The sequence below is a fragment of the Muricauda sp. SCSIO 64092 genome (genome assembly GCF_023016285.1).
Taxonomy (GTDB): domain Bacteria; phylum Bacteroidota; class Bacteroidia; order Flavobacteriales; family Flavobacteriaceae; genus Croceivirga.
Map to the genome: position 1 here is coordinate 3,396,497 of NZ_CP095413.1, position 26,474 is coordinate 3,422,970.

At 43.1% G+C, this 26,474-nt stretch carries 23 protein-coding genes and 1 tRNA gene; 13 read left to right on the forward strand and 11 right to left on the reverse strand.

What is annotated here, in order from left to right:
• Positions 1-313: 313 nt before the first annotated feature.
• A complete protein-coding gene (locus L0P88_RS14350; protein WP_247130600.1) occupies positions 314-1,189 on the forward strand; it encodes an AraC family transcriptional regulator in 876 nt (291 codons plus the stop codon).
• Positions 1,190-1,323: 134 nt separating this feature from the next.
• On the opposite strand, the gene L0P88_RS14355 is transcribed toward L0P88_RS14350, so the two are convergent.
• Positions 1,324-3,129: an arylsulfatase gene (locus L0P88_RS14355; RefSeq protein WP_247130601.1), complete on the reverse strand. Its 1,806-nt coding sequence runs from the start codon at positions 3,127-3,129 to the stop codon at positions 1,324-1,326.
• Positions 3,130-3,239: 110 nt separating this feature from the next.
• On the opposite strand from L0P88_RS14355, the gene L0P88_RS14360 reads away from it, so the two are divergent.
• Positions 3,240-3,650, forward strand: a complete 411-nt coding sequence (locus L0P88_RS14360; RefSeq protein WP_247130602.1) for a 6-carboxytetrahydropterin synthase — start codon at positions 3,240-3,242, stop codon at positions 3,648-3,650.
• A gap of 27 nt (positions 3,651-3,677) precedes the next feature.
• A tRNA-Val gene (locus L0P88_RS14365) sits at positions 3,678-3,752 on the forward strand.
• 51 nt (positions 3,753-3,803) lie between these two features.
• Here the strand turns inward: L0P88_RS14365 and L0P88_RS14370 are convergent.
• The 4 genes from L0P88_RS14370 to gldJ all read right to left on the reverse strand — a co-directional run bounded on the left by L0P88_RS14370 (position 3,804) and on the right by gldJ (position 7,826).
• The gene (locus L0P88_RS14370) at positions 3,804-4,229 is read right to left on the reverse strand and encodes a hypothetical protein (protein ID WP_247130603.1); all 426 of its coding nucleotides are present in this window, start codon (positions 4,227-4,229) and stop codon (positions 3,804-3,806) included.
• 145 nt (positions 4,230-4,374) lie between these two features.
• Positions 4,375-4,746, reverse strand: a complete 372-nt coding sequence (locus L0P88_RS14375; protein ID WP_247130604.1) for a thiol-disulfide oxidoreductase DCC family protein — start codon at positions 4,744-4,746, stop codon at positions 4,375-4,377.
• Positions 4,747-4,830: 84 nt separating this feature from the next.
• Entirely contained in the window at positions 4,831-6,105 is a 1,275-nt protein-coding gene (gene murF, locus L0P88_RS14380) for a UDP-N-acetylmuramoyl-tripeptide--D-alanyl-D-alanine ligase (RefSeq protein WP_247130605.1), read from the reverse strand.
• Positions 6,106-6,167: 62 nt separating this feature from the next.
• Entirely contained in the window at positions 6,168-7,826 is a 1,659-nt protein-coding gene (gene gldJ / locus L0P88_RS14385; RefSeq protein ID WP_247130606.1) for a gliding motility lipoprotein GldJ, read from the reverse strand.
• A gap of 341 nt (positions 7,827-8,167) precedes the next feature.
• On the opposite strand from gldJ, the gene porV reads away from it, so the two are divergent.
• The 6 genes from porV (at position 8,168) to L0P88_RS14415 (ending at position 14,641) form a co-directional block, all read left to right on the forward strand.
• The gene (porV, locus tag L0P88_RS14390; RefSeq protein ID WP_247130607.1) at positions 8,168-9,310 is read left to right on the forward strand and encodes a type IX secretion system outer membrane channel protein PorV; all 1,143 of its coding nucleotides are present in this window, start codon (positions 8,168-8,170) and stop codon (positions 9,308-9,310) included.
• 235 nt (positions 9,311-9,545) lie between these two features.
• Positions 9,546-10,028 carry a cytidine deaminase gene (gene cdd / locus L0P88_RS14395; protein ID WP_247130608.1) on the forward strand — a complete coding sequence of 161 codons (483 nt, stop codon included), beginning with the start codon at positions 9,546-9,548 and terminating at the stop codon, positions 10,026-10,028.
• 89 nt (positions 10,029-10,117) lie between these two features.
• A complete protein-coding gene (gene pdhA, locus L0P88_RS14400) occupies positions 10,118-11,116 on the forward strand; it encodes a pyruvate dehydrogenase (acetyl-transferring) E1 component subunit alpha (RefSeq protein WP_247130609.1) in 999 nt (332 codons plus the stop codon).
• Positions 11,117-11,120: 4 nt separating this feature from the next.
• Entirely contained in the window at positions 11,121-12,761 is a 1,641-nt protein-coding gene (locus tag L0P88_RS14405; protein ID WP_247130610.1) for a pyruvate dehydrogenase complex dihydrolipoamide acetyltransferase, read from the forward strand.
• A gap of 98 nt (positions 12,762-12,859) precedes the next feature.
• Positions 12,860-13,885, forward strand: coding sequence for a M28 family metallopeptidase (locus tag L0P88_RS14410; RefSeq protein WP_247130611.1), 1,026 nt, complete (start codon positions 12,860-12,862; stop codon positions 13,883-13,885).
• 75 nt (positions 13,886-13,960) lie between these two features.
• Positions 13,961-14,641: an SDR family NAD(P)-dependent oxidoreductase gene (locus tag L0P88_RS14415; protein ID WP_247130612.1), complete on the forward strand. Its 681-nt coding sequence runs from the start codon at positions 13,961-13,963 to the stop codon at positions 14,639-14,641.
• Between the two features lie 117 nt (positions 14,642-14,758).
• On the opposite strand, the gene L0P88_RS14420 is transcribed toward L0P88_RS14415, so the two are convergent.
• Together L0P88_RS14420 and L0P88_RS14425 are read right to left on the reverse strand one after the other, a co-directional pair.
• The gene (locus L0P88_RS14420) at positions 14,759-16,312 is read right to left on the reverse strand and encodes a sugar porter family MFS transporter (protein WP_247130613.1); all 1,554 of its coding nucleotides are present in this window, start codon (positions 16,310-16,312) and stop codon (positions 14,759-14,761) included.
• A gap of 123 nt (positions 16,313-16,435) precedes the next feature.
• On the reverse strand, positions 16,436-16,918 hold the full coding sequence (locus L0P88_RS14425; protein WP_247130614.1) for a YybH family protein: 483 nt from the start codon (positions 16,916-16,918) through the stop codon (positions 16,436-16,438).
• A gap of 217 nt (positions 16,919-17,135) precedes the next feature.
• Here L0P88_RS14425 and L0P88_RS14430 point away from each other — a divergent pair, with 217 nt between their 5' ends.
• The 3 genes from L0P88_RS14430 to L0P88_RS14440 are packed head-to-tail and all read left to right on the forward strand — an operon-like array spanning position 17,136 to position 20,296.
• Positions 17,136-17,750 carry a SprT-like domain-containing protein gene (locus L0P88_RS14430; protein WP_409557684.1) on the forward strand — a complete coding sequence of 205 codons (615 nt, stop codon included), beginning with the start codon at positions 17,136-17,138 and terminating at the stop codon, positions 17,748-17,750.
• A gap of 8 nt (positions 17,751-17,758) precedes the next feature.
• Complete coding sequence (locus L0P88_RS14435; RefSeq protein WP_247130616.1) at positions 17,759-18,838, forward strand: mannose-1-phosphate guanylyltransferase; 1,080 nt, start codon at positions 17,759-17,761, stop codon at positions 18,836-18,838.
• 3 nt (positions 18,839-18,841) lie between these two features.
• Positions 18,842-20,296 carry a DUF389 domain-containing protein gene (locus L0P88_RS14440; RefSeq protein WP_247130618.1) on the forward strand — a complete coding sequence of 485 codons (1,455 nt, stop codon included), beginning with the start codon at positions 18,842-18,844 and terminating at the stop codon, positions 20,294-20,296.
• A gap of 3 nt (positions 20,297-20,299) precedes the next feature.
• Here L0P88_RS14440 and L0P88_RS14445 read toward each other — a convergent pair whose 3' ends face one another.
• The 3 genes from L0P88_RS14445 to L0P88_RS14455 form a co-directional block, all read right to left on the reverse strand.
• Entirely contained in the window at positions 20,300-22,129 is a 1,830-nt protein-coding gene (locus L0P88_RS14445; RefSeq protein WP_247130619.1) for a metallophosphoesterase, read from the reverse strand.
• Positions 22,130-22,216: 87 nt separating this feature from the next.
• A complete protein-coding gene (locus L0P88_RS14450; protein WP_247130620.1) occupies positions 22,217-22,984 on the reverse strand; it encodes an ABC transporter ATP-binding protein in 768 nt (255 codons plus the stop codon).
• A complete protein-coding gene (locus tag L0P88_RS14455; RefSeq protein ID WP_158779617.1) occupies positions 22,984-23,721 on the reverse strand; it encodes an MlaE family ABC transporter permease in 738 nt (245 codons plus the stop codon). The genes L0P88_RS14450 and L0P88_RS14455 overlap by 1 nt, the downstream gene beginning before the upstream one ends.
• A 108-nt stretch (positions 23,722-23,829) precedes the next feature.
• On the opposite strand from L0P88_RS14455, the gene pafA reads away from it, so the two are divergent.
• Positions 23,830-25,515, forward strand: coding sequence for an alkaline phosphatase PafA (gene pafA / locus L0P88_RS14460; RefSeq protein ID WP_247130622.1), 1,686 nt, complete (start codon positions 23,830-23,832; stop codon positions 25,513-25,515).
• On the opposite strand, the gene L0P88_RS14465 is transcribed toward pafA, so the two are convergent.
• Positions 25,507-26,355: a glycosyltransferase gene (locus tag L0P88_RS14465; protein WP_247130623.1), complete on the reverse strand. Its 849-nt coding sequence runs from the start codon at positions 26,353-26,355 to the stop codon at positions 25,507-25,509. The two genes, pafA and L0P88_RS14465, sit on opposite strands and share 9 nt — an antisense overlap.
• Positions 26,356-26,474: the final 119 nt, after the last annotated feature.

A 26,474-nucleotide genomic window follows, 5' to 3' on the forward strand; every position in this document is an offset into this window, starting at 1 on the left:
AATGAAATGCAATCCCGTTAGAGTAAGTGATAAAATTATACATTGTTGTAACACTCAACATATACTATTTTGTCATTTTATTGTATTATTATTATTTCTTTAACATTTGGTAAATTGTAACATTTGAATTACCCGAATTTTGTAATTGCGCAATAAAAATGTTAAAAAAATAGGTAAGCTTCCGGTGAAGTTCAATTAAAAATTGATTCAATAATGTAGATCTGGTTGAATCAATCGGTTTTCTTTGAAATTGAAAATATGTAAGAAATTATAGTATTGATAAAAAAGTATAATATTGCAAAAAGTTCTTTTCTTGGAACAGAATCTAAAATACCAACGTGAAATCACCTCCTTGTCCGACCAAGATAGTTTCTTGGTGATGAACAGGGTCCGTGATGCTTTTGATTATCCCATACATTTTCATCCCGAAATGGAATTGAATTTCATTGTCAATGGAAAGGGAATGCGGCGTAATGTGGGCTATTCCAGTGATGAAATTGATAACTACGAATTGGTTTTGGTAGGACCCAATGTGTTTCATGGTTGGGATATGTTCAAGTGCGACCATGCGGTTCATGAGGTCACCATTCAATTCCATAACGATCTTTTTAGTTCAAGTTTGTTACGGAGGAGTTTAATGCGCCCCTTAAAGGAAATGTTCCAGAGATCGGTGCATGGAATCCTTTTCAAAAAGCAGGAGGTCAAAAAAATTGCCCCTAGATTATTGAAGGTTTCCGAGTTGGACGGAATCGATTATTTTCTGGAATTGTTTTCCATTCTCTATGACCTCTCCAAAACTCCGGGCCAGAAACTACTCTCGGCCGCAGAACGTCCTGCGGATGATTTTGAAAATAGTGATAAGACCAAGTTGTTGTACAACTATATCCAACAGAATTATCCTAAAAAGATAACCTTGGATGAGGTGGCCCAGTTGCTCAATATGAGCAAAGTCTCCTTTAATAGGTTTATGAAAAAAACGACCAACCATACATTTATCGAATATTTGAACGAAGTACGGATCGATAACGCAGCCAGATTGTTGGCAGGCATGGATTACAGCATATCTGAGATTGCCTATATGTGTGGATTTAATAACATAGCCAACTTCAACAGGATCTTTAAGAAGATAAAAAAGTTGACCCCGAGCTCTTACAGAAAAAAGTTCTACAACTTTAAGCATGTGGAATGATCCCAATTCAGTCAACCGAATCCATCCCCTAAAATTGGGATTGTGGAGCCAGGTTGTGGGGGAAATACCCCAAAGTACGGAGAACCCTAACGGTATTCCCAAAGGGGATACCAACGGAAGCGTCTTGACTTAGTTCATAATCTTTTAAAATAGAGCAGCCTAAAGTCTATTGATGAATTTCCCGGGATGGAAACGGCCTTTAATGCCAGTTGTCCCTTGCCTTTTTTTAAGGTCATTTCCCCCATTTTTGTGGATTTAAAATCCTTTACATAGGACTCTATCCTAGGAGATCGGTCCTTGTCCGCACCTACCAATGGAGGGTTATGTGCTTCAGTAATGGTCTTTGTTATCCTTTCCTTTTTCAGGGTCAGCTGAAGTTCGGTCCCAATATCTTCGGGTTTGCACGTATAATGGAGATAGATTTCAAATTGGCCGTCGTTCAAAACATCCACGTCCCAAGTAATCGAGTCGTTTTCTTGTGTCCAATTGGTGTAAAAGGAATCATTGGGATAACGATTGCTCCTTTTGATCTTTCCATACGCAGTACCATCCCTTGCAGGTAATTGGGCAAAACCGTAGGTGCTATCGCCGATGGGAAACAATCTTTTCTGTGTAGGTCTCTCCAGTGCGTTCACTTCTTTTTCCCATTGCTTTTTTAAAGTGGCCAAAGAATCCCTAATGGCGGGAAATCTTTCTGAAACATCCATGGTCTGGCCATTATCCGCAGTGATATCATACAATCTGTTTTCATGGTCCAACCGATAATTCCGGATCCGAACGCTGGTTTTTTGGTTCCAATGGTTGTAGACTGCCCTATTGATCGTGCTTTGACCCTTGTTCAATAGCGCTTGGCTCAAATCCATTCCATCCAGTTTCAGGGAATTGGGTAAGGGGATGTTCGCCAAACTTGCCAGGGTAGGCAAAAGATCCACTGATCCCATCAGTTGTTTTGATGTTGTTCCAGCGGTAATTTTGTTGGGCCATTTGATAAAGAATGGGGATTTTACGCCCCCTTCATCCGTACTTCCCTTTTTGCCGCGCATGTTCCCGTTCCATCGCCAACCAGCGGGTCCATTATCGGACATAAACACCACAATGGTATTCCTTTCCAAACCATTTTCTTTAAGATGTTTGGTCAAACGTCCAATGTTCCAATCAATATTTTCAACCATGGCCAAGGCGGCACGGGTAAAAAGTTCATCTTCCACTTCGTTGCCATGGTACTTCATCCCAAGGGTACTTTCCCCAAACTTTTTCCAAAACCCATCCGGTACCTGCATTGGACTATGGGGGGTATTGACCGGAAGGTATAAAAGGAAAGGTTTGCCCCGTTGCTCGGATATGAATTCCATGCCATGGTCAAAAATATCATTGACCAGGAAGCCCTTGCCTTTTACAATTTTCCCATTATGTTCCAGCATTGGGCTAAAATAGTTGCCCCAGTGCCCGGAACAGAATCCATAATAATCATCAAAACCCCTGGAGTTGGGATGGTATGGGGGTTGGGTTCCATTGTGCCATTTCCCGTAGGCCGCGGTGGAATAACCAGCTTCTTTGAACAGTCCGGCCATTGTAGGGGCCTTCAGATCCATCCGTTCCCCACCAGCTGATGTGGAATACACGCCCAGTCTGGGGAAATATTGCCCTGTCAACAACTCCGCGCGGGTAGGGGAACAAACAGGTTGTACATAAAAATTTGAAATTGCAGCGCCTTGCAGCGCAATGGAATCCATATTTGGCGTGGAAAGGTTGGTATTTCCATGATAACTCAAGTCACCCCAGGCCTGGTCATCGGTCAAAATGATAATAATGTTCGGTTTTTTGATGGGTGCAACCGGTTTGGAACAGGAGGTTGTCCACACCGTAATGGGTAACATCAAAACAAACCATCGGGAAAACGTACTTCTATCCATGGCAGGTAAGGTAATTGTCTTTCCCAATGTATTGCTAGTTTTGTAAATAACCAAGTCGTATTTTTAAAAGCCATCATTGGGGGATGTGACCATCTTTTTTGAACTACATTTGCCCATCTTTTCGTAATTGGTCAGCCATGATAGCAACAATATGTAGAAAGGCACATTTTAATGCGGCACATCGTTTGCACAATCCCAACTGGAGCGATCAAAAGAATGTGGAGGTTTTTGGAAAATGTAACAGTCCCCATTACCATGGACATAATTTTGATCTGGAGGTCCGTATTCGGGGTGAAGTGGATCCAAATACGGGCTTTGTAATGGATTTGGCCTTTTTGGGACAATTGATCAAGGAGGAGATAGAAGAACGATTTGATCATAAAAACCTAAACGAAGACTGCCCGGAGTTTAAAGATATTTTTCCGTCCACGGAATATTTTGTAAAAATTATTTACGATATTTTGAAGCCCAAGCTCAAGGAAGGCCAGTTATTGCATATCACCTTGCATGAAACACAAAAGAATTCCGCAGAATATGGGGATTGGTAACATTTTTACGATATTGCAGCACTTTTTGGAGTATTAGCTCAGTTGGTTTAGAGCGCTGCCTTGACAGGGCAGAGGTCACTGGTTCGAATCCAGTATACTCCACGAATAACACCTATGCCCCCTTATAATTCAAGGGGGTTTTATGTTCAAGGGCTAATCTACCTTTTTTAAATCATTCTTCTCCATCTCAAAAATCATCTCGCTTTCGTCAAGTGAAAATCGCATTATGGATTCTTTTCTGGTGGGATAAATTCCCATAATTGAATATCCATCTTCTTCAGTACCTATTTTGATGAGCTGTTCTTGGGAATCGAATTTCCATTTTGCACCTTCAATCATTCTAAGAATCATTTGAAAGGTAGGTGCCTTGGATTCAGTAGTCAAATGAAAATCCCCATTTTCCAAAAAACTAAAAGTTGCATTTCTGAAACCATCCATTACGCCCCTAAGCTCTGGGTTTGGTGACTTTTTGACTATCTTTTTTGCTTTCCAATGACCATATAACTCACTTTGTTGGATTTGTCCATACGAACAAATACTTAAGATAATTGCTGCAATGAGCAATACGATATTTTTCATGTTTTCTGTTTTATGGTTCCAAGCAACCATTTCATACACTCAAGACATCCCTAAGATAACGAATACCTGAAGTAGAAAAAACCCAGAAAACAATGATGTTGCTAAGGTAGTACTAAGGCCATTGGGATAGGACCAAAACCATTTTTCAAAAACTTACCGTACATGCATTGGATTTACCAAACCAGCGCACGCGATTTTTGGAGGCAATAGTGTAAATGGTATCCCTAATAATTTTTGGGATGTAGGCAAGCAAAGCGGCTACCAATCGCCACTTGGGAATTTTTGATACAATTTCCAGAAAACCATCGGAATGGGTATGGGGGCCATTTTCATCAAAAAGGATAACGGTGGTCAGGTCTTCGGTCGGAAAACCGTACTGTTTGAGCAATACCTGTCCCTTTGGGGATTGAAAGGGGACAAATTGAAATATATCATATGGAGCAAATTTTAGCAACCAACCCACAACCCCATTACATAGGTTGCATTCCCCGTCAAAGATGATGATGTTCTTTTCCATACGAATTGGTTTAGTTACGCTTTAGTTCGTTGGAAAGGTGGGACCATTTCAATAAAATCCCACTTTTAGGAAAAGTTTGGCAAATCAGAGAAGGTCAAGAATACGTTCCATGGCCATTCCCCGAGACCCTTTTATTAAGAGTGTGCCCTGCGGTAATGGGTTTTGCAAAAGATATTTTTTCAAATCTTCGAAGGAAGAAAAAGTAAGGGCATTGGTCCTGGTGTCTGCAAAGTGCTCCCCGACCAAAAAGACGTGGTCAAACCCTAGTTTTTCCGCTAGGTCGGTTATGGCCTGGTGTTCTTTGGCTGCAGCCTCACCCAGTTCAAACATATCTCCAAGAAAAAGGACTTTGCGTTTCGCCTTCACCTTGGCAAAGCTTTTTAAGGCAACCTCCATACTACTGGGGTTGGCATTATAGGCATCCAATACAATGTGGTGCCCCCCCTTTTTCAACAATTGCGATCGGTTGTTCCCTGGAATGTAGGCAGCAATGGCTTTCTTGATGTCCTCAAGGGGAACATTAAAATACTTACCGATCACTACCGCCGCACAGCAATTGGGAAAATTATAGGCACCTACCAATTGTGTTTCCACTGTAATGTTCTCGAACTCCAGCTGAACAAAAGGTTCGGCGGTCAGGAGTTTTATGGTGTAATAGTTACCGTCCGTCTGGCTAAAGCCAAACTTTTTTACATAATGTGATAGTTTTTCCTTTTGAATGGGATCGTCGGCGTTTAGGAATACCTGTCCGTTGTTGGCCAGTAAGTAATCATATAATTCACTTTTCCCCTTAATTACACCTTCAACGCCCCCAAAACCTTCCAGATGGGCTTTCCCAAAATTGGTGATATAGCCGAAGTCCGGTCGGGAGAGGTTGGAAAGAAACTCAATTTCCTTTTGGTGGTTGGCCCCCATTTCAATAATGGCCATTTCGGTATCCTCCCTTATACTCAGTAAGGTTAAGGGAACCCCAATGTGATTGTTGAGATTGCCCTGGGTGGCAATGGTGCTGTACTTTTTGGATAGTACGGCATAGATCAGTTCCTTTGTCGTGGTTTTGCCATTGCTTCCGGTCAAGGAAATTACAATCGCCTTGCTCTTGTTCCTGTGATAGGTGCCCAGTTCCTGTAAGGTCTTCAGCACATCATCCACCAAAATGGTTTTATCATCAAGTTGGAATTCAGGTTCGTCAATTATGGCATAGGCGGCCCCTTTTTTTAGTGCTTCCTTCGCAAAGGCATTTCCATTAAAATTCGGTCCTTTCAGGGCAAAGAAAAGGGAGTCTTGTTCAATTTTTCGGGTATCCGTTGATATATTTCCGTACTGTAAAAACAGTTGGTGCAATTGTTCCAAATCCATAAATCGAAGATAAAAAAAGCCCTTGATTCAATATCAAGGGCTTTCAAATGAATATCAAATATTTATTTGGCTTTCTTGTGCCTTATCGTTTTCTTGGTTTTGGATTTAGATCCTACCCGTGACATGGCACATCTAAACCCGATATCGTCCGTAGCCATATATTGTGGTAGGTACCTCCGTTGCGCGGGATCCAACCAGAATGCCCTGTCCCTCCAAGAACCACCTTTATAGACCCTTACTTCATCGTTGATTAGGGAAGTCCTGTAGTTAGAGGTATCATACTGACGTAACAATTTGCCGGTGGAGTCCCTTTCCACTTTGTGTGAAGGGGAATCGTACATTTTTCTATTGTCCTCTTCTTCATCACTAAAACGCTCGAAGAATCTGGAAGACCCGGGGTCACCATCCCGAAATCCTCTATTGTCACTGGTCGAGAAGTTTGTCCTTAAGTAGGTTTCTTCCTCGCCAATGGGTACTTCTTTGATTTCACCTGGTAGGTTCACCGCGACAACTCTGCCGTTTGGAAGGGTGTCATACACTATTTCATCACGTAGGACATCTACTTTGCCGTCCTCACCGATCGCCTTTTTCAAATAGATATTCCCTCGATAGTAATTAAAGTCGCTAATTTCATCATCAACAATTGGTCTGTAGACATCAGCTACCCATTCACTTACGTTACCTGCCATGTCATAAAGGCCAAAATCATTGGGTTTGTAAGACTTAACTTCTGCAGTGATATCGGCTCCATCATCGGACCAACCGGCGATTCCACCGTAATCCCCCTTACCTTGTTTAAAGTTGGCCAATTGGTCACCACGACCTACACGTTGGCCATTTCTTGTATAATCACCTTCCCATGGATATTTCTTTCTACCCCTGTAATTGTTGTATTCCCTGGTCCCGATCAAAGCTTGAGCGGCGTATTCCCATTCGGTTTCGGTAGGTAAGCGGTACTCCGGAGTGATGATACCACTACTGCGCTTGGCAAAAACGTTGATGGAATCCCTTTTCTGTTTTCCTTGAAGTGAATCTATTTCACCGCCATAAACGGATTCGGGGTTATTTAAGTAAGCTTCGGTACTAAAGGTTCCATTGACCTCACCATTGACTACGCCGTACATGGCATCTTCGGACAAGAACCCTTCCCTCACCAACATGATCTCATTGACCCTATCCGTACGCCATTCCGCATACTGTGTGGCTTGAACCCAGTTAACACCAACTACTGGGTACTCTGCATAGGCCGGATGCCTCAAATAGCTATTGGTCATTGTTTCATTAAAACCCAAACGGTTTCTCCATACCAAAGTATCCGGCAAGGCCCCTCTGTAAATGTTTTCATACATTGGATTCTCGGGAGGATATACCGCCTTTAAGTAATCCAGATATTCCAAATACATTACATTGGTCACCTCAGTCTCGTCCATATAAAAGGATTGGACATGCTGCTGCGTTGGTGAATTGTTCCAGTCATGCATGATGTCGTCCTGAACTTTTCCCTTGGTGAAGGTTCCTCCTTCCACAAATACCGTACCTGGAGGAGTTTCTTGTTCTTTAAAATCGGAATTATACTGAAAACCACCTTCCTTGGCATTAATTTTCCAACCTGTGGCCCTTGATATGTTTTTGGAAGAGGAAGATGATGAATTTTTACAGCTAGAAAGGGTTCCCACAACCAGAAAAGAAGAAAGAACAACTTTTGCAACGTATTTTTTCATAAGACTTGAGTTCTGAGCCATTCTCATTATAAATGGCACTTTAGTTTCATTTGATTTAAACCAGTTTTCGGCTTTAAAACGAAAAATTGGGAACAATATTTTACCGTACAAAAATTTTGCGTACAATTAATTATCTGCTCGTATGCTTTACAAACGTAGCTTCCACCACAATAGTATCGGCTTGTACGGAATTAACAGAATTCCGTACTTTAAACTTTTATCGAAAAGTAATAGGTGCGCATAAGAATTTAATAAAAAGCCCGTTTAACCATAATATGTCCAGACACTTTTGATATTTGGTCATAGATAAGAACGTTCGACTACCCAATAAAATGATGAAAATGAAAAAGTTCATTCTTTTAGCTTCCATACTGTTAGTAGCTAAAGTTTCCTCCCAACAAGAACGCGCCATTACCACCGCTGTTCCATTTTTGAACATTGCCGCGGATGCAAGGAGTTCCGGTATGGGGGATATGGGTGTTGCCACTCCCATGGATGCGTTTTCACAGCAATGGAACCCTTCCAAATATGCTTTTGCAAAACAAAAACTGGGTGTAGGGGTAAGTTATACCCCTTATTTGGAGAGTATTGTTACGGATATTGCGCTTTTGAGTGCCAATGTATATAATAAAATCAATGAAGGAAGTGCCTTTGGTTTTGGGATACGGTTTTTTGGCCTGGGTGAAATTGAATTGAGGCAGACTGCAACTGAAGACCCTAGGATTGTTGAGCCCAATGAATTTTCGGTGGAAGGTTCATATTCCCTTAAATTGAGCCCAACCTTTGCGATGTCCGTTGGGGGAAGGTTCATAAGTTCCAATCTAAGGTTTCAGGAAGGGACACAGGATTCCCAGGCTGGAAATGCTTTTGCAGTGGACGTTTCAGGTTTTTATCGTTCCCGGGAAATCGCATACAATTCCTTTAATGGTAGATGGAGGGGAGGCTTTAATATATCCAATGTAGGGGGCAAGATCCAATACGATGGTGGCGGTCAGGAAAACTTCTTGCCGACCAATTTGAAATTTGGTGGCGGTTTCGATTTTATTTTTGATCCGGACAATGTTTTGGGAATTTATACGGAATTCAACAAGCTTTTGGTGCCGACGCCCAGGGATTTTGACGGGGATGGGGACATTGATTCCGAAGATACCAATGAATACGAACAGATAAGCTTTTTCAATGGGATATTTGAGTCCTTTGGAGATGCGCCGGACGGATTTAGTGAAGAACTTCAGGAAGTTACCTGGGCACTGGGAGCAGAGTATCGCTATTTGGAATCCTTTATGCTTAGGGCGGGATATTTCAATGAAAATGAGGAAAAGGGATCGCGCCAGTTTTTTACATTGGGGGCGGGGTTCAAGTTTAAATCCACACAGATAGACCTTTCCTATTTGTTCTCTACGGCGCAAGTTCGCAATCCATTGGAAAACACGTTGCGATTTTCCCTTACCTTTAATTTTGGTGAAGAGATTTATATCGACTAACTACGATAATATTGAAGTATGGACCCTGACAATCGTCGGGGTTTTTTATTGAAGTGATTTAAACTTTTTCCATTTGCTAAAAAATTGTCCTTTTTTGCCCATTTTTCTTCTTTTTTTCCTTCCGTGGCCCTGCCATGCAACTCAAAAAAGCTTTCAAATGGTCAAAAAATGCCTAATTTTCGCCTAAACGCAAAAAGTTTAAATCACTTCATTTTTAGAAATGAACCATAACTAAATGGAAAAAAAACAGATTGGCTTCGAACTTTCAATATTCCATTCGTTGGATGAAATGTCCATGGAAGACATCACCCTGGTGAATGAAGCGGAAAAAGCAAGGCAAAGTTCCCATTCCCCCTATTCCAAATTCAGTGTTGGTGCAGCGCTTCTATTGGAAAATGGAAAGATTGTTTTGGGGAGTAACCAGGAAAATGCTTCCTTTCCTGCCGGAATTTGTGCCGAGGGCGTAGCGGTGTCCAGTGCTGGAACCAATTACCCCAATGTGGTGATCAAGGCCATTGCGATCACTGCTGCCTCCCAATCACATCAACTCACCTCTCCGGCAGCACCCTGTGGTATTTGTAGACAGACCATAGTTGAATACGAAAAAAAGCAGGGAAGCCCCATTAGTATCATCATGAAAGGACAAGCAGGCCCCATCTATAAATGTGGCTCCATTTCCGATTTGTTGCCCCTAGGGTTTGATGACTCTTTTTTATAGGATTCTTAATTCTATTTTTTCACCACATAAGATGTTTGTGTATTTTTGTTTTTCGCTTGAAAAAAGTGAACAACTAACAATTTGCATCAATGAAGAAAATCACAAAAGAGGTTTACCTTAAATGGTATGAAGACATGCTTTTTTGGCGGAAGTTTGAGGATAAGCTCGCGGCCGTTTACATACAACAGAAAGTAAGGGGTTTTCTCCATTTGTACAACGGACAGGAAGCGGTTTTGGCGGGCGCGTTGCACGCCATGGATTTGACCAAGGACCGTATGATAACGGCTTACCGAAACCACGTTCAACCCATAGGGATGGGTGTTGACCCAAAAAAGGTTATGGCGGAGCTTTTTGGAAAGGTTACGGGAACCTCCAAGGGAATGGGCGGTTCCATGCATATTTTTTCCAAGGAATACCGTTTTTATGGGGGGCATGGAATTGTTGGTGGCCAAATACCCCTTGGTGCCGGTCTTGCATTTGCGGATAAATATTTCAAAAGGGATTCAGTTACCCTTTGCTATATGGGCGATGGGGCGGTAAGACAAGGGTCGTTGCATGAAACGTTTAATCTTGCCATGCTATGGCAACTGCCAGTTGTTTTTATCTGTGAAAACAATGGATATGCCATGGGAACATCGGTTGCAAGAACGGCGTATACCACTGATATCTGGAAACTGGGACTGGGCTATGAGATGCCTTGTGCCCCAGTTGATGGGATGGACCCTGCCATTGTCGCCAAAGAAATGGACAAAGCCATTGAAAGGGCAAGAACAGGGGGAGGTCCAACATTTTTGGAGATGAAAACCTATCGCTATCGCGGTCACTCCATGTCGGATGCACAGCATTACCGAACCAAGGATGAGGTTGAGGAATACAAAAAGATTGATCCCATCACCCAGGTCAAGGATGTGATCCTGGAGAAGAAATATGCCACGGAAGAAGAAATAAAGCAAATTGACAAGAGGGTAAAGGTTCTGGTCTCCGAATGTGAAAAGTTTGCCGAAGCGTCCGAATACCCTCCTGTGGAACAATTGTACGATACGGTTTACGAACAAGAAAATTATCCATTCATACCACACAAATTGTAGCTAGATGGCAGAAGTAATCAATATGCCCAGGTTGAGCGATACCATGGAAGAAGGTACGGTCGCCAAATGGTTAAAGAAAGTAGGGGATAAAGTTGAAGAGGGAGACATCCTTGCAGAGATTGAAACCGATAAAGCTACTATGGAATTCGAGTCCTTCCATGAGGGAACGCTTTTGCATATAGGCATTCAAGAAGGGGATGGTGCTCCCGTGGATTCTTTATTGGCGATTATTGGCGAGGAAGGGGAGGATATTTCTGCCCTGCTAAATGGAAGTGGAACCGCAACAACGGAACCTGAAGTGCCTGAACCAAAGGACGAAGGGGCTTCCCCATCCCCAGCTGCTGGGGGAGCAATCCCGGAAGGTGTGGAAATCATTACGATGCCCCGCCTAAGTGACACTATGGAAGAAGGTACGGTGGCATCATGGTTGAAAAAAGTTGGGGATACCATTGAGGAAGGGGATATCCTGGCCGAGATTGAAACGGACAAAGCGACCATGGAGTTTGAATCCTTCTATTCAGGGACCTTATTGCACATAGGAATCCAGGAAGGGGAAGGAGCTCCGGTAGACTCTTTACTGGCCATCATAGGGCCGGAGGGGACCGATGTCAATGCCGTTCTAAGTGCAGGGTCTTCCACTGCCGGTGCCGCGGAAAAAGAGACTGCCTCCGTGGAAGACAATACCGAAACGGCAAAAGATGCAGAAGTTCCCGTGACAGTTTCAAGTACTTCTTCAGGAGAGCGAATTTTTGCTTCACCTTTGGCAAAGAAAATAGCTGCCGATAAGGGAATCGACCTTTCCCAAGTCAATGGTTCGGGAGATAATGGAAGGATTGTCAAGCGCGATGTTGAGAATTACCAACCTTCAACTACTGCTGCGCCTCAGGCCGCCGCCGCTACAACTGCGGCTGATACCGCATCGGTAGCAGCTTCTGTTGCCCCGGTGTCATTGCCGGTTGGTGAAGAGGGTTCGGAAGAAGTGAAGAACTCCACCATGCGAAAGGTCATTGCCAAACGTTTGGGTGAGTCCAAATTCAGTGCACCACATTACTATTTGACCATAGAAGTGGATATGGACAACGCCAAAGCTTCCCGATCGCAGATCAATACCTTACCCGATACCAAAGTATCCTTCAATGATATGGTGTTGAAGGCCTGTGCCATGGCTTTGAAGAAACATCCACAGGTAAATACTTCCTGGAATGGGGATACTACCAGGTACAACCACCATATACATATGGGGGTGGCCGTAGCCGTAGACGATGGATTGGTGGTGCCCGTCCTAAAATTTGCCGATCAAATGAGCCTTACCCAAATTGGGGGGGCGGTAAAGGATTTGGCGGGACGTGCCAGGTCAAAAAAGATAAAGCCGGACGAGATGGAAGGGAGTACGTTCACGGTTTCGAACTTAGGGATGTTCGGTATTTTGGAATTTACTTCCATTATCAATCAACCCAATTCGGCAATATTGTCTGTCGGCGCCATTGTGGAAAAACCCGTTGTTAAAAATGGGGCCATTGTGGCCGGGAGTACCATGAAGGTAACTTTGGCCTGTGATCATAGAACCGTGGACGGTGCCACAGGTGCACAGTTTTTACAAACGCTGAGGGCGTATTTGGAAAATCCCGTCACTATGTTGGCCTAGTTTTTTACTTCAATTATAAGGCATAACGTCAAAAATCAATCAAAGCATCTTTAGGGATGCTTTTTTTATCTTTATCAGGTATTGGAAATACGTAGAAAATGAAACAGCTCTATTTATTGCTTTATGTTCTTTTTTTTATGACCTGTGGTTCCACACAAATTGTGGAAACGGACACTGGATCCCTTCCCAAACCGGCAGGTCCGGAAGGGGTAAAGGCTGAGATGCCTCCAAAAACGGCTGTTGTTGAAGCGGATGAGTTCACTTCCAAGGAAAAAATAGAGGTTCTTATGAATTATTTGGCCTCAGACGAGTTGGAGGGACGGGATTCCGGTTCCAAAGGAATAGAACTGGCAGCGCGGTTCATAGAAAAATATCTTGGGGACCATGGGGTAGCGCCCTATTACAAAACATATCGCGATACATTGTCGAATTTCAGGAAACCGGCCTATAACATTGTAGGTGTCGTGGAGGGCAATGACCCAAATTTGAAAAACGAATATATCATTATTGGTGCACACTATGACCATATAGGTGTCATAAAGCCGGAAAGAGGGGATTATATTGCCAATGGCGCCAATGACAATGCTTCGGGAACAACGACCGTGATGGAGATTGCCCGATATTTTGGTGAGCATACATCCAACAAGCGGAGTTTGATTTTTGCCCTTTTCAGTGCGGAAGAAAAAGGCTTGTTGGGTTCCAAGCATATGGCCCAAAACATGAAGGAGGACGGACTGAACCTGTATACCATGCTCAACTTTGAAATGGTTGGGGTACCGATGAAAGGAAAGGATTATGAGTTGTTTATTACTGGATACGATAAATCGAACCTTGCTGGGATAAGCAATGGATATGGGGGTGAAAATTTTATTGGTTTTTCCCGAACGGCCAAGGAGTACGAATTGTTCCAGCGTTCGGACAATTACTATTTCTACAGGGAGTTTAAGGTGCCCTCACATACCTATTGCGCGTTTGATTTCACCAATTTCTCATACTATCACAAAGTGGGTGACGAGGTCTCCGAAATGGACTTTGAATTTATGGCCCATGTAGTGAACAGAATGATTCCTGTTGTTGAGGGTATCGCCAATGCATCAACCCAAGAGGTAAAGTTAAACAAGTAGAACATTGTTGTTCTTTTGAAGGGAGCATACCAAAAGGGGAATCGCTTCCTATCTTCGATGGAAATATAGAAAACCATGTCCAAAAAAAATATCATCATTACCGGGACCAGTCGTGGGATTGGCTTTGAATTGGCCAAGCTTTTTGCTGATGACGGTCATAAGGTTCTGGCACTTTCGCGTAACCCAAGGCCTATTTTGGATGTCAACCATGCCAATATTGCCACATTTTCCTGTGATCTATGTAGCAAAGAAGATCATGAAAAGGTTAGGGAATTTATTGCGGATTGGGAAGGGGTGGATATTCTTATAAACAATGCAGGGGCATTGCTGAACAAACCTTTTTTGGAAACGACGACGGATGAGTTTGAGGCCATTTACAAAGTAAACGTGTTTGCAGTGGCGGAACTTACCCGATTGGTGGTACCAAAAATGGACAAAGGACATGTGGTTACGATAAGTTCTATGGGAGGTGTGCAGGGAAGTGTGAAATTTCCGGGTTTATCAGCATATAGTTCCAGTAAGGGAGCGGTAATTACGCTTACAGAGCTTTGGGCGGAAGAATTCAAGGAAACGGGACCCTCATTCAATGTTTTGGCCATTGGAGCCGTACAGACCGAGATGTTGGCTGAGGCCTTTCCGGGCTACGAAGCCCCTTTGACTGCCAAACAAATGGCAAACTATATCAAACACTTTGCTTTAACGGGCCATCAGTTTTACAATGGTAAGCTGCTGCAGGTAAGCAGTACCACACCTTAACGCTTTCTTAGGGATTTCGGATTGTAGGGAAGCCATTCGATGAAACAAGATTGGTGAAACCCACCATTGTTTACCTTTTGTTCCAAACCCTTAATAACCCACAAAGTTTTTGTAGCGTCATTTTACCAATTGTGCTTCAAGTTCTTCCAAGGATTTGCCTTTGGTCTCTGGAATGACCCGTATTATAAAAATAAGGCCTGCAAATGCAAACAACCCGTATAAAAGGAAGGTCAGTGCACTGCCAATAGTGGACAACTCCCATGGGAAAATGAATTGAACACCCGCCGATACGGCAGAATTCACAAATCCAACGAAAGAGATGGCAATCCCCCTAATCTTTAAGGGGAAGAGCTCAGAGAACAACACCCACATAACCGGACCCAAGGAAATGGCAAAACAGGCTACAAAGCCAATAATACCAATAAGTATAAGGGATGGATTCATGTCTATGGCGGCCGTAATCAATTCCGACTCGTGTTGTTTGGCCCTTTCGGTTCCCAATACTAATTTGAGCTCGTTCTTATACTGAACATCATTTTTGAACGACTTCCCTACCAGTATAGAGAGTTCCTCCCTAAGTTCCGTGTCCGGCAGTGTGTTGATTTGCTCTTGGGTAAGCCTGTAGGTTGCAGAATTGAAGCCATATGCCAATAACACCATAAATACGCCTATTCCTGCTACCCCAAATGCCAAGAGCGGTTTTCGTCCAAGCCTATCAATGAGTACCATGGCCAGAATGGTGAAGATGAGGTTGGTCACCCCTACGAGTATGGCTTGGATAAAGGAGGCATCCGTTCCTATCCCGGATTGCTCAAAAATCATGGGTGCGTAAAAAAATACTGAATTAATTCCCGTAATCTGTTGTAGAATAGCTACTACTATGCCAATGGTAATCACCAATCGCATGGCGGGTCTGAACAACTCCGCAAGGGAGGCCTTGTTCTTATCATTTTCCAAAGATGCTGTTACGGCCTTTATATCCTTCTCTGCCTGTTCTTCCGAACCGAACTTTCTAAGTACGGTTTTTGCTTCCTTTACCAACTCCTTCATTAGGAGCCACCTAGGGCTTCTGGGCACGGATAGTAGTCCAAAGAAATAAAGAATGGCCGGCAATGCCTCAACTCCCAACATCCAACGCCAGTTGTTTTCTGCAATTCCCAATGCCCGTACCCAATTGGCATCCGAGTCTCCCAATGAAAGAATGAAGTAGTTGCTAAAAAAAGCGACGGTAATACCAAGTACAATATTTAATTGATTGAAAGAAACCAATCTGCCCCTTTGTTCAGGAGGGGAGATTTCAGCAATGTACATGGGTGCCAGAATCAGTGATGCCCCCACACCTACACCGCCGAGCATCCGAAAGATGAGGAAAGACAAAAAATTCGGGGCCAAAGCCGAACCTATGGCCGATACGGTAAAAACCACTGCACAGGATTTGAGTATGATCCTTCTTCCAAAGCGATCACTCAATGGTCCGGAGATCATCATTGCCAAAGCGGCAACGATGGTCAAAGAACTCACGGAGAAACCTAGTTCCAGGTCCGTGAGATTGAAATCTATCTGGACAAATTTGTTCACTCCCGAAATTACTGAGGCGTCAAAACCCATAAGGAAGCCACCCAAAGCAACGATTAGGGCAATGCGAATGGTAAAAAGTGTCTTTTTGTTCATATAAAGTGGTCATTGTATGCCAGGAGAGCCAGTGGAATAGGGTTTTCGTATCGCTTCTTTGAATGTCATCAACCCCTCGGGAAATGAATTTACCCACTAGCTGGCCCCTGTCTTGTTCTTTTTTTAGTTGGTTGCCGGTTGAATTATTTCACGAATGGTTGCCCAACCTGTCGGGCTTTTATCGTACCTAACATAGGTTACCATTGTTCGTCCCATAAATATAAAGGGCTCGCCACCGGTTTTTGGAGTTCCTTTAATGGAGAACTTGGTTTGCTCAATTGCGATATTGTCTTTTACCAAAATGCTTTCCACATCATTCTTAAGGAATTCCAAATTGAAGTTCCTCAATGTTTCTTCCAGTCCGCTTATAACTTCATCCCTTCCTATTTTGAGGTCATTATATCCCAACGCTTTAATGACGTCCGGGTGGTGAAGTGATCTTATTTTTTCGATATCTCCGTCTGAAAAGGCTTTTCGGATGGTTTCCCCGTTTTTCAGGATTTCATTTTTACTATTTTCATTTTGGGGATGTACCGCTAGCGGTAGGGCCACAATACATAAAACTAATAAAACCCAATTGCTGCAAGTTCTTTTTCCTATTTTCATGGTTTTCCCTTTAAATCGTCTAAACACCGGGTTTGTGGTATGGCTAATTTTAATGAAATATAGGAAAATCCATCCAACAAGGTCAGGTTATCGAGGAACGGTCAATGGCAACATAGGAATTGCCTATAGCACACGGGACCATTTTTTCCTAAAAAATGATAATGTTGTTTTTATTGGGAGATATTGGCAGGTAGCTTGTAACTTCGTGTAAATTCAAATGGCAATAGTGAACAGCACTTTACAGAAATATTTGCCGGAACGTGCCGTAGGCCCTTGCTTTGAACTCATTAAAAATAATTCGGTACATCTTAAAATTGTGAACCACCGAGTAACGCGTCATGGGGATTATAGACGGGCGCCCGGGGGTCAACATCAAATCACGGTAAATGCAAGTTTGAACAAATACCGTTTTTTGATCACCTTGGTTCATGAAATAGCCCATTTAGTGGCCTTTGAAACCTACGGGAGAATGATCAAACCCCACGGAAAGGAGTGGAAAAGGACATTTCAGGAATTGATGTTGCCCTTTATTCGCCCTGAAATATTTCCTGCCCAATTACTTCCTTTGGTGGCGGAACATTTTAAAAACCCAAAGGCAAGCAGCAGTACGGATGCACGGTTATCCATAGCTTTAAAGGCATTTGACGAGGCGCAACGATCGGAAAAGTCCTACGTTTTTGAAATACCTTTGGGAAGTACCTTTCGTCTGTACAACGGGAAGCTCTTTAAAAAAGGGAATAAACGCGTTAAACGATATGAATGTATTGAGTTGGAAACGGGTCGATTGTTCCTGTTCCAGCCCAATGCCGAAGTTGAATTAATAACCGATTAAAGAAATCGATGAATAAAAATTATTATGCCGTTTTAATGGCCGGTGGTGTTGGGTCCCGGTTTTGGCCCGTTAGTACCACCAATAATCCCAAACAATTTCATGATATGTTGGGAATTGGTAAAACCTTGATTCAAAAAACCTTTGATCGTTTAAACCGTTTTGTACCTACGGAAAACATTTTGATACTTACGAATGAGCGTTACAATGACTTGGTTTTGGAGCAGTTGCCTTCGGTAAAACAAGAACAGGTGGTCTTGGAACCGGCTATGCGCAATACGGCTCCCTGTATCCTTTATGCGGCCCTGAAAATCCAAAAAATCGACCCAAATGCTGTGATGATCGTGGCGCCAAGCGATCATTGGATTGAGGATGAGCAAGCATTTGAAGATGACGTAAAGTTATGCTTTCAAAAATGTGAAAAGGAAGAAGTACTATGTACCTTAGGGATAAAACCTACCTATCCCAATACGGGTTTTGGCTATATTGAATTTGGAAAAAAGGAAACGACCCAACTTAAAAAAGTGGCCCAGTTCCGGGAAAAACCGGATTTGGAAACGGCCAAGGACTTTTTGGCCCAGGGGAACTTTCTTTGGAATGCCGGTATTTTTATGTGGAGCGTAAAAACCATTGTTAATGCCTTTAAGGTGTACCAACCTGATCAGTACCAACTATTTCAGCAAGGAATTTCCTGTTATAATACTCCTGCCGAAACACCTTTTATTCAAAAGAACTATCCCAAAGCGGAGAACATTTCCATAGATTACGCTATCTTGGAACGGTCCAAAGCCATTTTTACCTTACCCGCCTCGTTTGACTGGAATGATTTGGGCACTTGGGGCGCACTTTATGAAAAATTGGACAAGGACGGTGCCGGTAATGCCGTGGTCAATGCCAAGACACTTTTGACGGACGCCAAGGGCAATATGATCCGGTCACCAAAAAACAAGGTGGTCGTAGTTGAAGGACTTGAGGATTTTATTATTGTGGATAAGGACGATGTGCTGTTGATTTATCCCAAGTCCAAACAGCAGGATATTAAAAAAGTCCGAAGTCAGGTAAGCGATACTTTTGGGGAACATTTCGCATAACGTATGAGTCAAAATCTATTTAATGAGGATGGGCATACTTCGGAGACCAATTCCGAAGAGGTAAAAAAGGACTTTAAAGGACTTCTGGGGAGCGTTCGAAAGTTCACTTTGGAATTACTGGAGATTCGTAGCAACACGGATCAGATTGCCACTAAAGAATCCATTATTGCGGATATCCCCTTTAAGGGACATACCTCCTGGATTCTCATTTGCTCCATATTCATTGCCTCTGTGGGGCTTAATGCCAATTCTACCGCAGTGGTAATAGGCGCCATGCTTATTTCCCCTCTTATGGGACCCATTTTGGGAATGGGGATGTCTTTGGCCATCAATGATGTGGAAACCTTACGTAAATCCATCAAGAATTTTGTGGTCATGGTGGTGCTTAGTGTGATTACCGCATTTTTGTTTTTCTATATTTTTCCTATCCAGGATGAGTCCTCGGAACTTTTGGCACGCACAAAACCGGATATCCGGGATGTATTGATCGCTTTTTTTGGTGGTCTGGCCCTGGTGATAGCCCGGGCCAAAAAAGGAACGATAGCCAGTGTCATTTTTGGGGTAGCCATTGCAACAGCATTGATGCCACCCTTATGCACCGTGGGTTTTGGACTGGCCATTGGAAAATACGGGTATGCCCTGGGTGCGATGTACCTGTTTGTGATCAATACCATTTTTATTGGTTTGGCAACTTTTTTGGTCATTAAATATTTGCGGTTCCCAATGGTGCGTTATGCGAATTCAAAACGAAGGCGCCGAATAGCCAGAATTGCCTCTGCCGTTGGTTTTTTAGTGATGCTTCCGGCGGGGTACACCTTCTATATCGCGTTTAATGAATCGTTGTTCATGAAGCAAGCACAGGAGTTTTTATCGGAGACCATAGAGATTTATGAATTTGCCCAAAATGGAAGGTACCTGGACAATCTTACCAAACTGGAATATGACAGCGACCATGGTTCATTGATTGAAATCGTATGCATGGGTTCTGAAGAGATTCCCGCGAATGTTATCAGCTCATGGAGAAATAAACAAAGTACCTACAGCAGGCTTAAGGAGGCGGAATTCAATATTGTACAGGGCGGAAGGGACGACACCCAGGAAAAGTATACTTATGTGGCCGAACTCTATGAGGCAAAGAAGGCAGAATTGCTTACCAAGGACGAACGTATTCGCGTATTGGAAGAAGAGGTGGCCAGCCTAAGCAAAGCGGCATCCAAAAGTATTCCCTTTCAGGAGGTGATGTCAGAGGCCAAAATAATTTATGGGAACCTGACATCGGTAGGGTTTGCTTATCAAATTCAAACGGACTTTAAAAAAACGGATACCATTCCTGTCTTTGAGGTGAAATGGAAAGATGGTGTTCGTCAATCGCAAAGGGATGCTGACCAACGTAAGCTTTCCTTATGGTTGAAGACCAGACTCCAGGACTCTACCTTGATTGTCAGGACGGCTGAATGATCATTATTCCTTGAACAACATCCCAGACCCTGGAATGTCCTGATTTGCGTTCCAGGGCGGAAACCAAAAATGCGTAGTTGGATTTTCGTCGTCGGTATCATAATCATAGTATCCCAAACCAAAGCGAAGACTGGACCAATCGGCACCCCCCATTTTTTGGATATACTCCAAGGGAAACGCAATTTCCATTGTGACGCCGGTATCGTTCCGTTTTACCTCGGTTTTTACTTCTGTAGGAAGTCTGTTCTCATTATAGACTGGATTTTCTTTCTTGAACGTTCGTAAATAAGCAATCCAATCCCTTCCTCTTCCTTCTCCTTTATTAAAGGCACTGAGGTTGGTCGCGCGGGCATCCAGTCCCAGGACTATTCTGTCTTGATTCCAATGGGAACCTTCTTCCTTTATGTAGAGGTCATTATCGGTTATATTTAGGGCAACATAGAAATAGTCATCGTCATATGCTTTGGCAAATTTGAGGGAGCAATCCGTTGGACCTTTAAAATCAAAGGGAGTTCCATCCATATTTTCAACCGAAATCCAATCTGCATCTTTCCATTCCTTTAAATTTCCATCCAGTTTTATCTTGGCGTTTTTTGGAATCGTATGTTTGGAAAAAGGAAGGTAATTCAGTACCGAGGAAAAACTAACATTAGGTGCTTTTTCCAATTCATAGGTTATTTCTGCCTTGATTTTAAGGGTGGAAAAATCAGCTACCGCGATTTTATCCATATTCTTCAAACTCAAATTAAAGACAGCCACATCATTTGGTTCCACAACAAAAGAAGTCTTATCAAACTGATAGAACAGTTCGTCGTTGGTATAACCCTTTAGCTCCACGTGCATTTTTCCATCACTATCATTTGTGGCCCTAACGGAGGCCGACATGTTCCCTGGATTTGTTTCCTCTAGGTAGATGGGTTCAATGCGAACCGGGAAGGGCCTATTTCGAACAAGATCGACCAACTCCTCGGTTACCACATTTTCGTCCCAGATACCATCCAGGAAAAGATTGGCCAAAATAGGTCCTTCTTCTGTCATGGTGGCCCATACCACATGATCAAATTCACCATAGGCTTTTCCGCGCAAACGACTTCCCCCTCCTGTGGTGGCCAGGGCTATATACTTACCGTTGTTCCTTTTTGTTTTCCAATAGCGATGGTAGTGACCGGCAAAAACGTTGTGATTTCTGTTTTCCAACAGTTTTTCAACATCCTTCCAACGTTTGGTATCTTCCTGGACCCAAAGTGGTTGGTGCAGAAAAACCAAAGTCCATTTTACTTCGGAATTTTCAGCTAAGGTTTTTTTTATATACTCATATTGCTCATCATCAATAGTACCGCGACCGGCACCCCTCAAGTTATCTTCGGAATTCAGGCAGAGAAACAGGACATCTTTATAAACAAAATGGTAGTAGGAGACTCCAAAAAGCTCCATCCACTTTTCTTCCATCACTTCATTGGTGATATCATGGTTTCCAGGGACATAAAAGAACGGAGCTTCCAGGGCATCTATAAAGCCCATGAATTCCTTCCATTCCGCATTTATTTTTAAGGTGTCCCGGGTATATCCGTCTATAAGATCTCCAACACTCATTACAAATTCAGGTTGTAATAGGTTCAGTTTTTTGATGCCGATAGGGAAAACACCAGGGCGGCGACCACCGGTCCTATCCGTAACTATGGCAAATTGAAATTGCTCGGCGGAATCATTCCATTCCGTGTGGTTCCAGGGTTTCCGATCAGTAGGGATATCAATATAAATGGTAGGTTTGTCCTGTGCGGTTCCCATGGAAATCCATACGAATGCTAAGAGTGAAATTAGGATACGGTTCATGTTTGGAATTTTTGGGAAGTTGCTAAAAATTCCGAAAATACCGTATGAGGGCTAAATTAAGATTGGGTTAAATAAAGTGGTTGCCGGTTAATTTCTCTCCTCAATATACATTTGGCGTACTTTTTTGAAAAGCTCGGAGGAGTACACAAAATTCGTTACGGCCTCATTGTCCGTTTTAAAGATTTCTTTGTTTGTGCCTTCCCACTCCTTGAAACCATCCTTAAGAAAAATAATTTTTTCACCAATTTCCATTACGGAATTCATGTCATGGGTGTTGATTACGGTAGTAATGTTGAACTCCCGGGTAATTTCTTGAATCAGGTTATCAATGAGAATGGCCGTTTTTGGGTCCAAACCTGAATTGGGTTCATCACAGAACAAATAGGTCGGGTTCATGACTATGGCCCTGGCAATGGCCACCCTCTTTTTCATCCCTCCCGAAATCTCGGATGGATATTTTTTATGGGCATCCACAAGATTAACCCGTTGTAGCACGGTATCTACACGCTCCTGCATTTCTTGCTTATCTTTTCGGGTAAACATTTCCAGGGGGAAACGTACATTTTCTTCAACAGTCATGGAGTCGAATAGCGCACTTCCCTGGAAGACCATCCCCATGTCCTGTCGTAAGTCCCGACGTTCGTCACGGGTTAAATCGGCATAAACCTTGCCGCTGTAACAGATATTTCCTTCTTCAGGTTCAAAAAGGCCCAGGAGACATTTTAGGAAAACCGTTTTTCCAGAACCACTTTGTCCAATGACCAAGTTGGTTTTACCTTGTTCAAACGACGTACTTATGCCCTTAAGGACGTGGGTTTCACCAAAGGATTTGTGTATGTTTTCGACCTCTATCATTAACCGAGCAATAGTTGTGTAAGTACATAATTCAGGATGATGATGACCACACTGGTCCAAACAAAGGAGGTTGTGGCCGCTTTACCTACCTCTAAAGCCCCTCCTTTCATGTAATAGCCAAAATAGGAAGGCATTGTTGCGATTATAAATGCAAAGACCAAGGTTTTTATAAAAGCGTAGGTGACGTGAAAAGGGATGAAGTCTATTTGCAGCCCCTGTATAAAATCCCCACTTGGGGCATAATTTCCAAAAACAGCCGCAATCCAACCGCCCAATACGCCAATGTACATGGCAATTGCTACGGCAAAGGGATAAAACAGCATGGCGATTATTTTAGGAAAGACCAAGTAATTCAACGAATTTACCCCCATTACCTCCAAAGCATCAATCTGTTCCGTAACCCGCATGGTACCTATGCTGGATGTGATATAGGAACCTACTTTTCCCACCATGATAATAGAGGTGAACGTAGGGGCAAATTCCAGGATTACGGACTGTCTGGTCGCAAAACCAATAAGGCTTTTGGGAATGAATGGATTGGTGAGGTTTAGGGCGGTCTGTATGGTGACCACGCCCCCAATGAAGAAGGAAATAAAAATGATGATTCCCATGGAGCCATAAATCAGCTCATCGATTTCCTTGAAAATTAGGGAGCGCATCATGCTCCATTTTGTGGGCTTTTTAAAAACCTCCCAGACCATAATAAAATACTTGCCTATGGCAGCGATGTACTTCATGGGTTTCCTCTTCGTGCTGGTAAAAATAAGAATATTGAATGCATTTAACCTTGAATTAAATTTTGAAATGGGAATATTAAATAGCTTTGCCCGAATAAAAATCAAGTAATGCAAAGACAAGTACTACTTCCCCTTTTGACCTTGACCTTATTTACGACTTTCATGATAACCGCGCAACGCAGGGGCAAGGACAGGGACAAGAAGAAAGAACCGGTCCCGGTTGAAGTAAAGGCTCCAAAGCTCATAGTAGGCATTGTAGTAGATCAAATGCGGTATGATTACTTGACTCGATTCTGGAACCACTATGGCGAAGGAGGATTTAAAAGGTTGATAAATGAGGGTTTTACTTGTAAGAACCATCATTTCAATTATGCGCCCACCAGTACGGGTCCGGGCCACGCCTCCGTATACACTGGTACCACCCCCGCCGTTCATGGTATCATTGGTAATGATTGGTATGATAAGGAAACTGACACTGAGGTATATGTGGCCTCCGATGATAGCTTTGAATCCGTTGGGACGACCTCAAATGCGGGAAAAATGTCTCCCCATCGGATGCTGACCACGACCATTACCGACCAAAACAGATTGCATACCCAAATGCGTGGAAAAACCATTGCAGTTGCCCTAAAAGATAGGGGGGCCGTATTACCGGGAGGACATACGGCCAATGCAGCATATTGGTTTGAAGGTACGGAAAGTGGCAATTGGATTACCAGCACCTATTACATGGATGCCCTTCCACAGTGGGTAGTGGATTTTAACGCTTCGGATGCCGTGGAAAGCTATAAAAAACCATGGGAGACCTTAAAACCAATTACCGAATATCAAGAAAGTGGCACCGATCAAAACATTTATGAAGGGAGATTCAGGGGGGAGGCCACAACCACATTTCCCCATGATTTACCTTCCCACTGGGGAAAAAATGGAGGTACCAGTATTTTACGTGCTACCGCCTACGGGAACTCCATAACTACGGATTTCGCCTTGGCCGTTTTGGAAAACGAAGATTTGGGTAGGGATAACATCACTGACTTTTTTACCGTCAGTTATTCCAGTACGGACTATGTAGGGCATATGTTTGGTGTCAATTCTGTGGAAGTGCAGGATACGTATTTACGATTGGACCTGGACCTGGCTAAATTGTTAACCACTCTGGACGGTAAGGTTGGCGTGGGAAACTATACCGTTTTTCTCACTGCAGACCACGGGGCCATTCACGTTCCAGCGTTTTTGGTAGACCAAAAAATCCCCGCTGGCTATTTGGATCTGGGTGCTTTGAAGACAAAGTTCAATGAATTCCTAAAATACAAGTACGGCACCACGGATATTGTTAAAACCATCAGCAACTATCAGGTCTTTTTGGATAGAAATGTCATTGATAACCTGGATATGGAACTTGATGCCGTACAGGAGGAAATTGCGTTGGAAATCTTGAACTATGATGACATGGATAAGGTATTTACCGGATTTCAGTTATGGCGGAACAACTACACCCAATCCACGGGAATTCCCTATTTAATTCAGCAGGGTTGGCATCAAAAACGTTCCGGTGATGTGGTTTTTGTACAGAGACCGGGCTTTATTGCCTATCCAAAAACGGGTTCCACACATGGTTCCCCTATGATTTATGATACCCATGTTCCCCTTCTATTTTATGGAAACGGAATAAAGAAGGGCGAAACTTTTGAAAGAACGGAAATACCGGATATTGCACCGACCATTGCCAGTATGTTGGGGATAGCCTTCCCCAATGGCACTACTGGGGAGCCAATTGCCGAAGTTTTAGAATAATTGATCTAGAATCCCTTTCCAGCGAAGTTTCCGGATAAACTTTCCTTCCCCTTTGGTAACAAATCTGGGCAGGTTTTTTATCCATGCTTGTACATAGCCAAGGACCCCTTGAAAATACAGTTTGGGACTTTTGCTGTGCAATGCCATTTTGAAAAGTGCCAACTTGGCCAGAGGCAGGCCATAGTGCATCCTGTACAGCGCTTCCCCTTTAGAACGATAGTTGTGGGTACTGTAACCATGACCCGTGGGCCTAAGGTGTTTTACGATTAAGGAGTCATCCGTCCTTACCTCAAAACCATGGTATTGACAAAGCAAAACATCTACGGTATCCCATCCTACATCTTGCCTAAGCCCCCCTATTTGCTCAAATACCCGCCTAAAATAAAGTTTGATCGGACCACGGACATGGTTTTTGTTGGCAACGCTTTCATACACCCATTTCCCATCTTTTTCTATGTACAGGAGGCCAGAACACATTCCCAATAACCAGTTGGATTTAAAATGGTTTCGCAGCTGTTCAAAATAGTTGGGGGGTAGGATGATATCCGCATCGAACTTACCGATAAGGTCATATTTATTTTTGGTATGATTCAATCCAAAATCAAAAGCCTGGATAACTTTTTTCCCGGGCAGGTGCTTTTTGGAACTTGTATGTTGAATCACGGTTATCCAGGGATGGTCCTGGGCAAACCTTGAAGCTATTTCAAAGGTACCATCGGTGGAATTGTCATCCACTATAATAAGCTCTTCCGGTGGGTCCGTTTGCTGTACGAACGAATGGAGGCAGTCCGCAATGTACTTTTCTTCGTTATGGGCAGGGATGATGATGGTGATGTACATAACTTGTTACGCTGTGCTTCCTGCCCGCCTGATATATTTGTTGTGAAATGGCAGGCAGGGATACGGAACCCTAAAAATACATGGATTCCTGCTTTCGCCGGAATGACAACCAATAAATT

Excerpts from the sequence above, each read along its gene's own strand:
- L0P88_RS14360 (WP_247130602.1), top strand. The coding sequence starts at position 3,240 with ATGATAGCAACAATATGTAGAAAGGCACATTTTAATGCGGCACATCGT.
- L0P88_RS14370 (WP_247130603.1), bottom strand. The coding sequence starts at position 4,229 with ATGAAAAATATCGTATTGCTCATTGCAGCAATTATCTTAAGTATTTGT.
- L0P88_RS14375 (WP_247130604.1), bottom strand. The coding sequence starts at position 4,746 with ATGGAAAAGAACATCATCATCTTTGACGGGGAATGCAACCTATGTAAT.
- murF (WP_247130605.1), bottom strand. The coding sequence starts at position 6,105 with ATGGATTTGGAACAATTGCACCAACTGTTTTTACAGTACGGAAATATA.
- gldJ (WP_247130606.1), bottom strand. The coding sequence starts at position 7,826 with ATGAAAAAATACGTTGCAAAAGTTGTTCTTTCTTCTTTTCTGGTTGTG.
- porV (WP_247130607.1), top strand. The coding sequence starts at position 8,168 with ATGAAAAAGTTCATTCTTTTAGCTTCCATACTGTTAGTAGCTAAAGTT.
- cdd (WP_247130608.1), top strand. The coding sequence starts at position 9,546 with ATGGAAAAAAAACAGATTGGCTTCGAACTTTCAATATTCCATTCGTTG.
- pdhA (WP_247130609.1), top strand. The coding sequence starts at position 10,118 with ATGAAGAAAATCACAAAAGAGGTTTACCTTAAATGGTATGAAGACATG.
- L0P88_RS14405 (WP_247130610.1), top strand. The coding sequence starts at position 11,121 with ATGGCAGAAGTAATCAATATGCCCAGGTTGAGCGATACCATGGAAGAA.
- L0P88_RS14410 (WP_247130611.1), top strand. The coding sequence starts at position 12,860 with ATGAAACAGCTCTATTTATTGCTTTATGTTCTTTTTTTTATGACCTGT.
- L0P88_RS14415 (WP_247130612.1), top strand. The coding sequence starts at position 13,961 with ATGTCCAAAAAAAATATCATCATTACCGGGACCAGTCGTGGGATTGGC.
- L0P88_RS14420 (WP_247130613.1), bottom strand. The coding sequence starts at position 16,312 with ATGAACAAAAAGACACTTTTTACCATTCGCATTGCCCTAATCGTTGCT.
- L0P88_RS14425 (WP_247130614.1), bottom strand. The coding sequence starts at position 16,918 with ATGAAAATAGGAAAAAGAACTTGCAGCAATTGGGTTTTATTAGTTTTA.
- L0P88_RS14430 (WP_409557684.1), top strand. The coding sequence starts at position 17,136 with ATGGCAATAGTGAACAGCACTTTACAGAAATATTTGCCGGAACGTGCC.
- L0P88_RS14435 (WP_247130616.1), top strand. The coding sequence starts at position 17,759 with ATGAATAAAAATTATTATGCCGTTTTAATGGCCGGTGGTGTTGGGTCC.
- L0P88_RS14440 (WP_247130618.1), top strand. The coding sequence starts at position 18,842 with ATGAGTCAAAATCTATTTAATGAGGATGGGCATACTTCGGAGACCAAT.
- L0P88_RS14445 (WP_247130619.1), bottom strand. The coding sequence starts at position 22,129 with ATGAACCGTATCCTAATTTCACTCTTAGCATTCGTATGGATTTCCATG.
- L0P88_RS14450 (WP_247130620.1), bottom strand. The coding sequence starts at position 22,984 with ATGATAGAGGTCGAAAACATACACAAATCCTTTGGTGAAACCCACGTC.
- L0P88_RS14455 (WP_158779617.1), bottom strand. The coding sequence starts at position 23,721 with ATGAAGTACATCGCTGCCATAGGCAAGTATTTTATTATGGTCTGGGAG.
- pafA (WP_247130622.1), top strand. The coding sequence starts at position 23,830 with ATGCAAAGACAAGTACTACTTCCCCTTTTGACCTTGACCTTATTTACG.
- L0P88_RS14465 (WP_247130623.1), bottom strand. The coding sequence starts at position 26,355 with ATGTACATCACCATCATCATCCCTGCCCATAACGAAGAAAAGTACATT.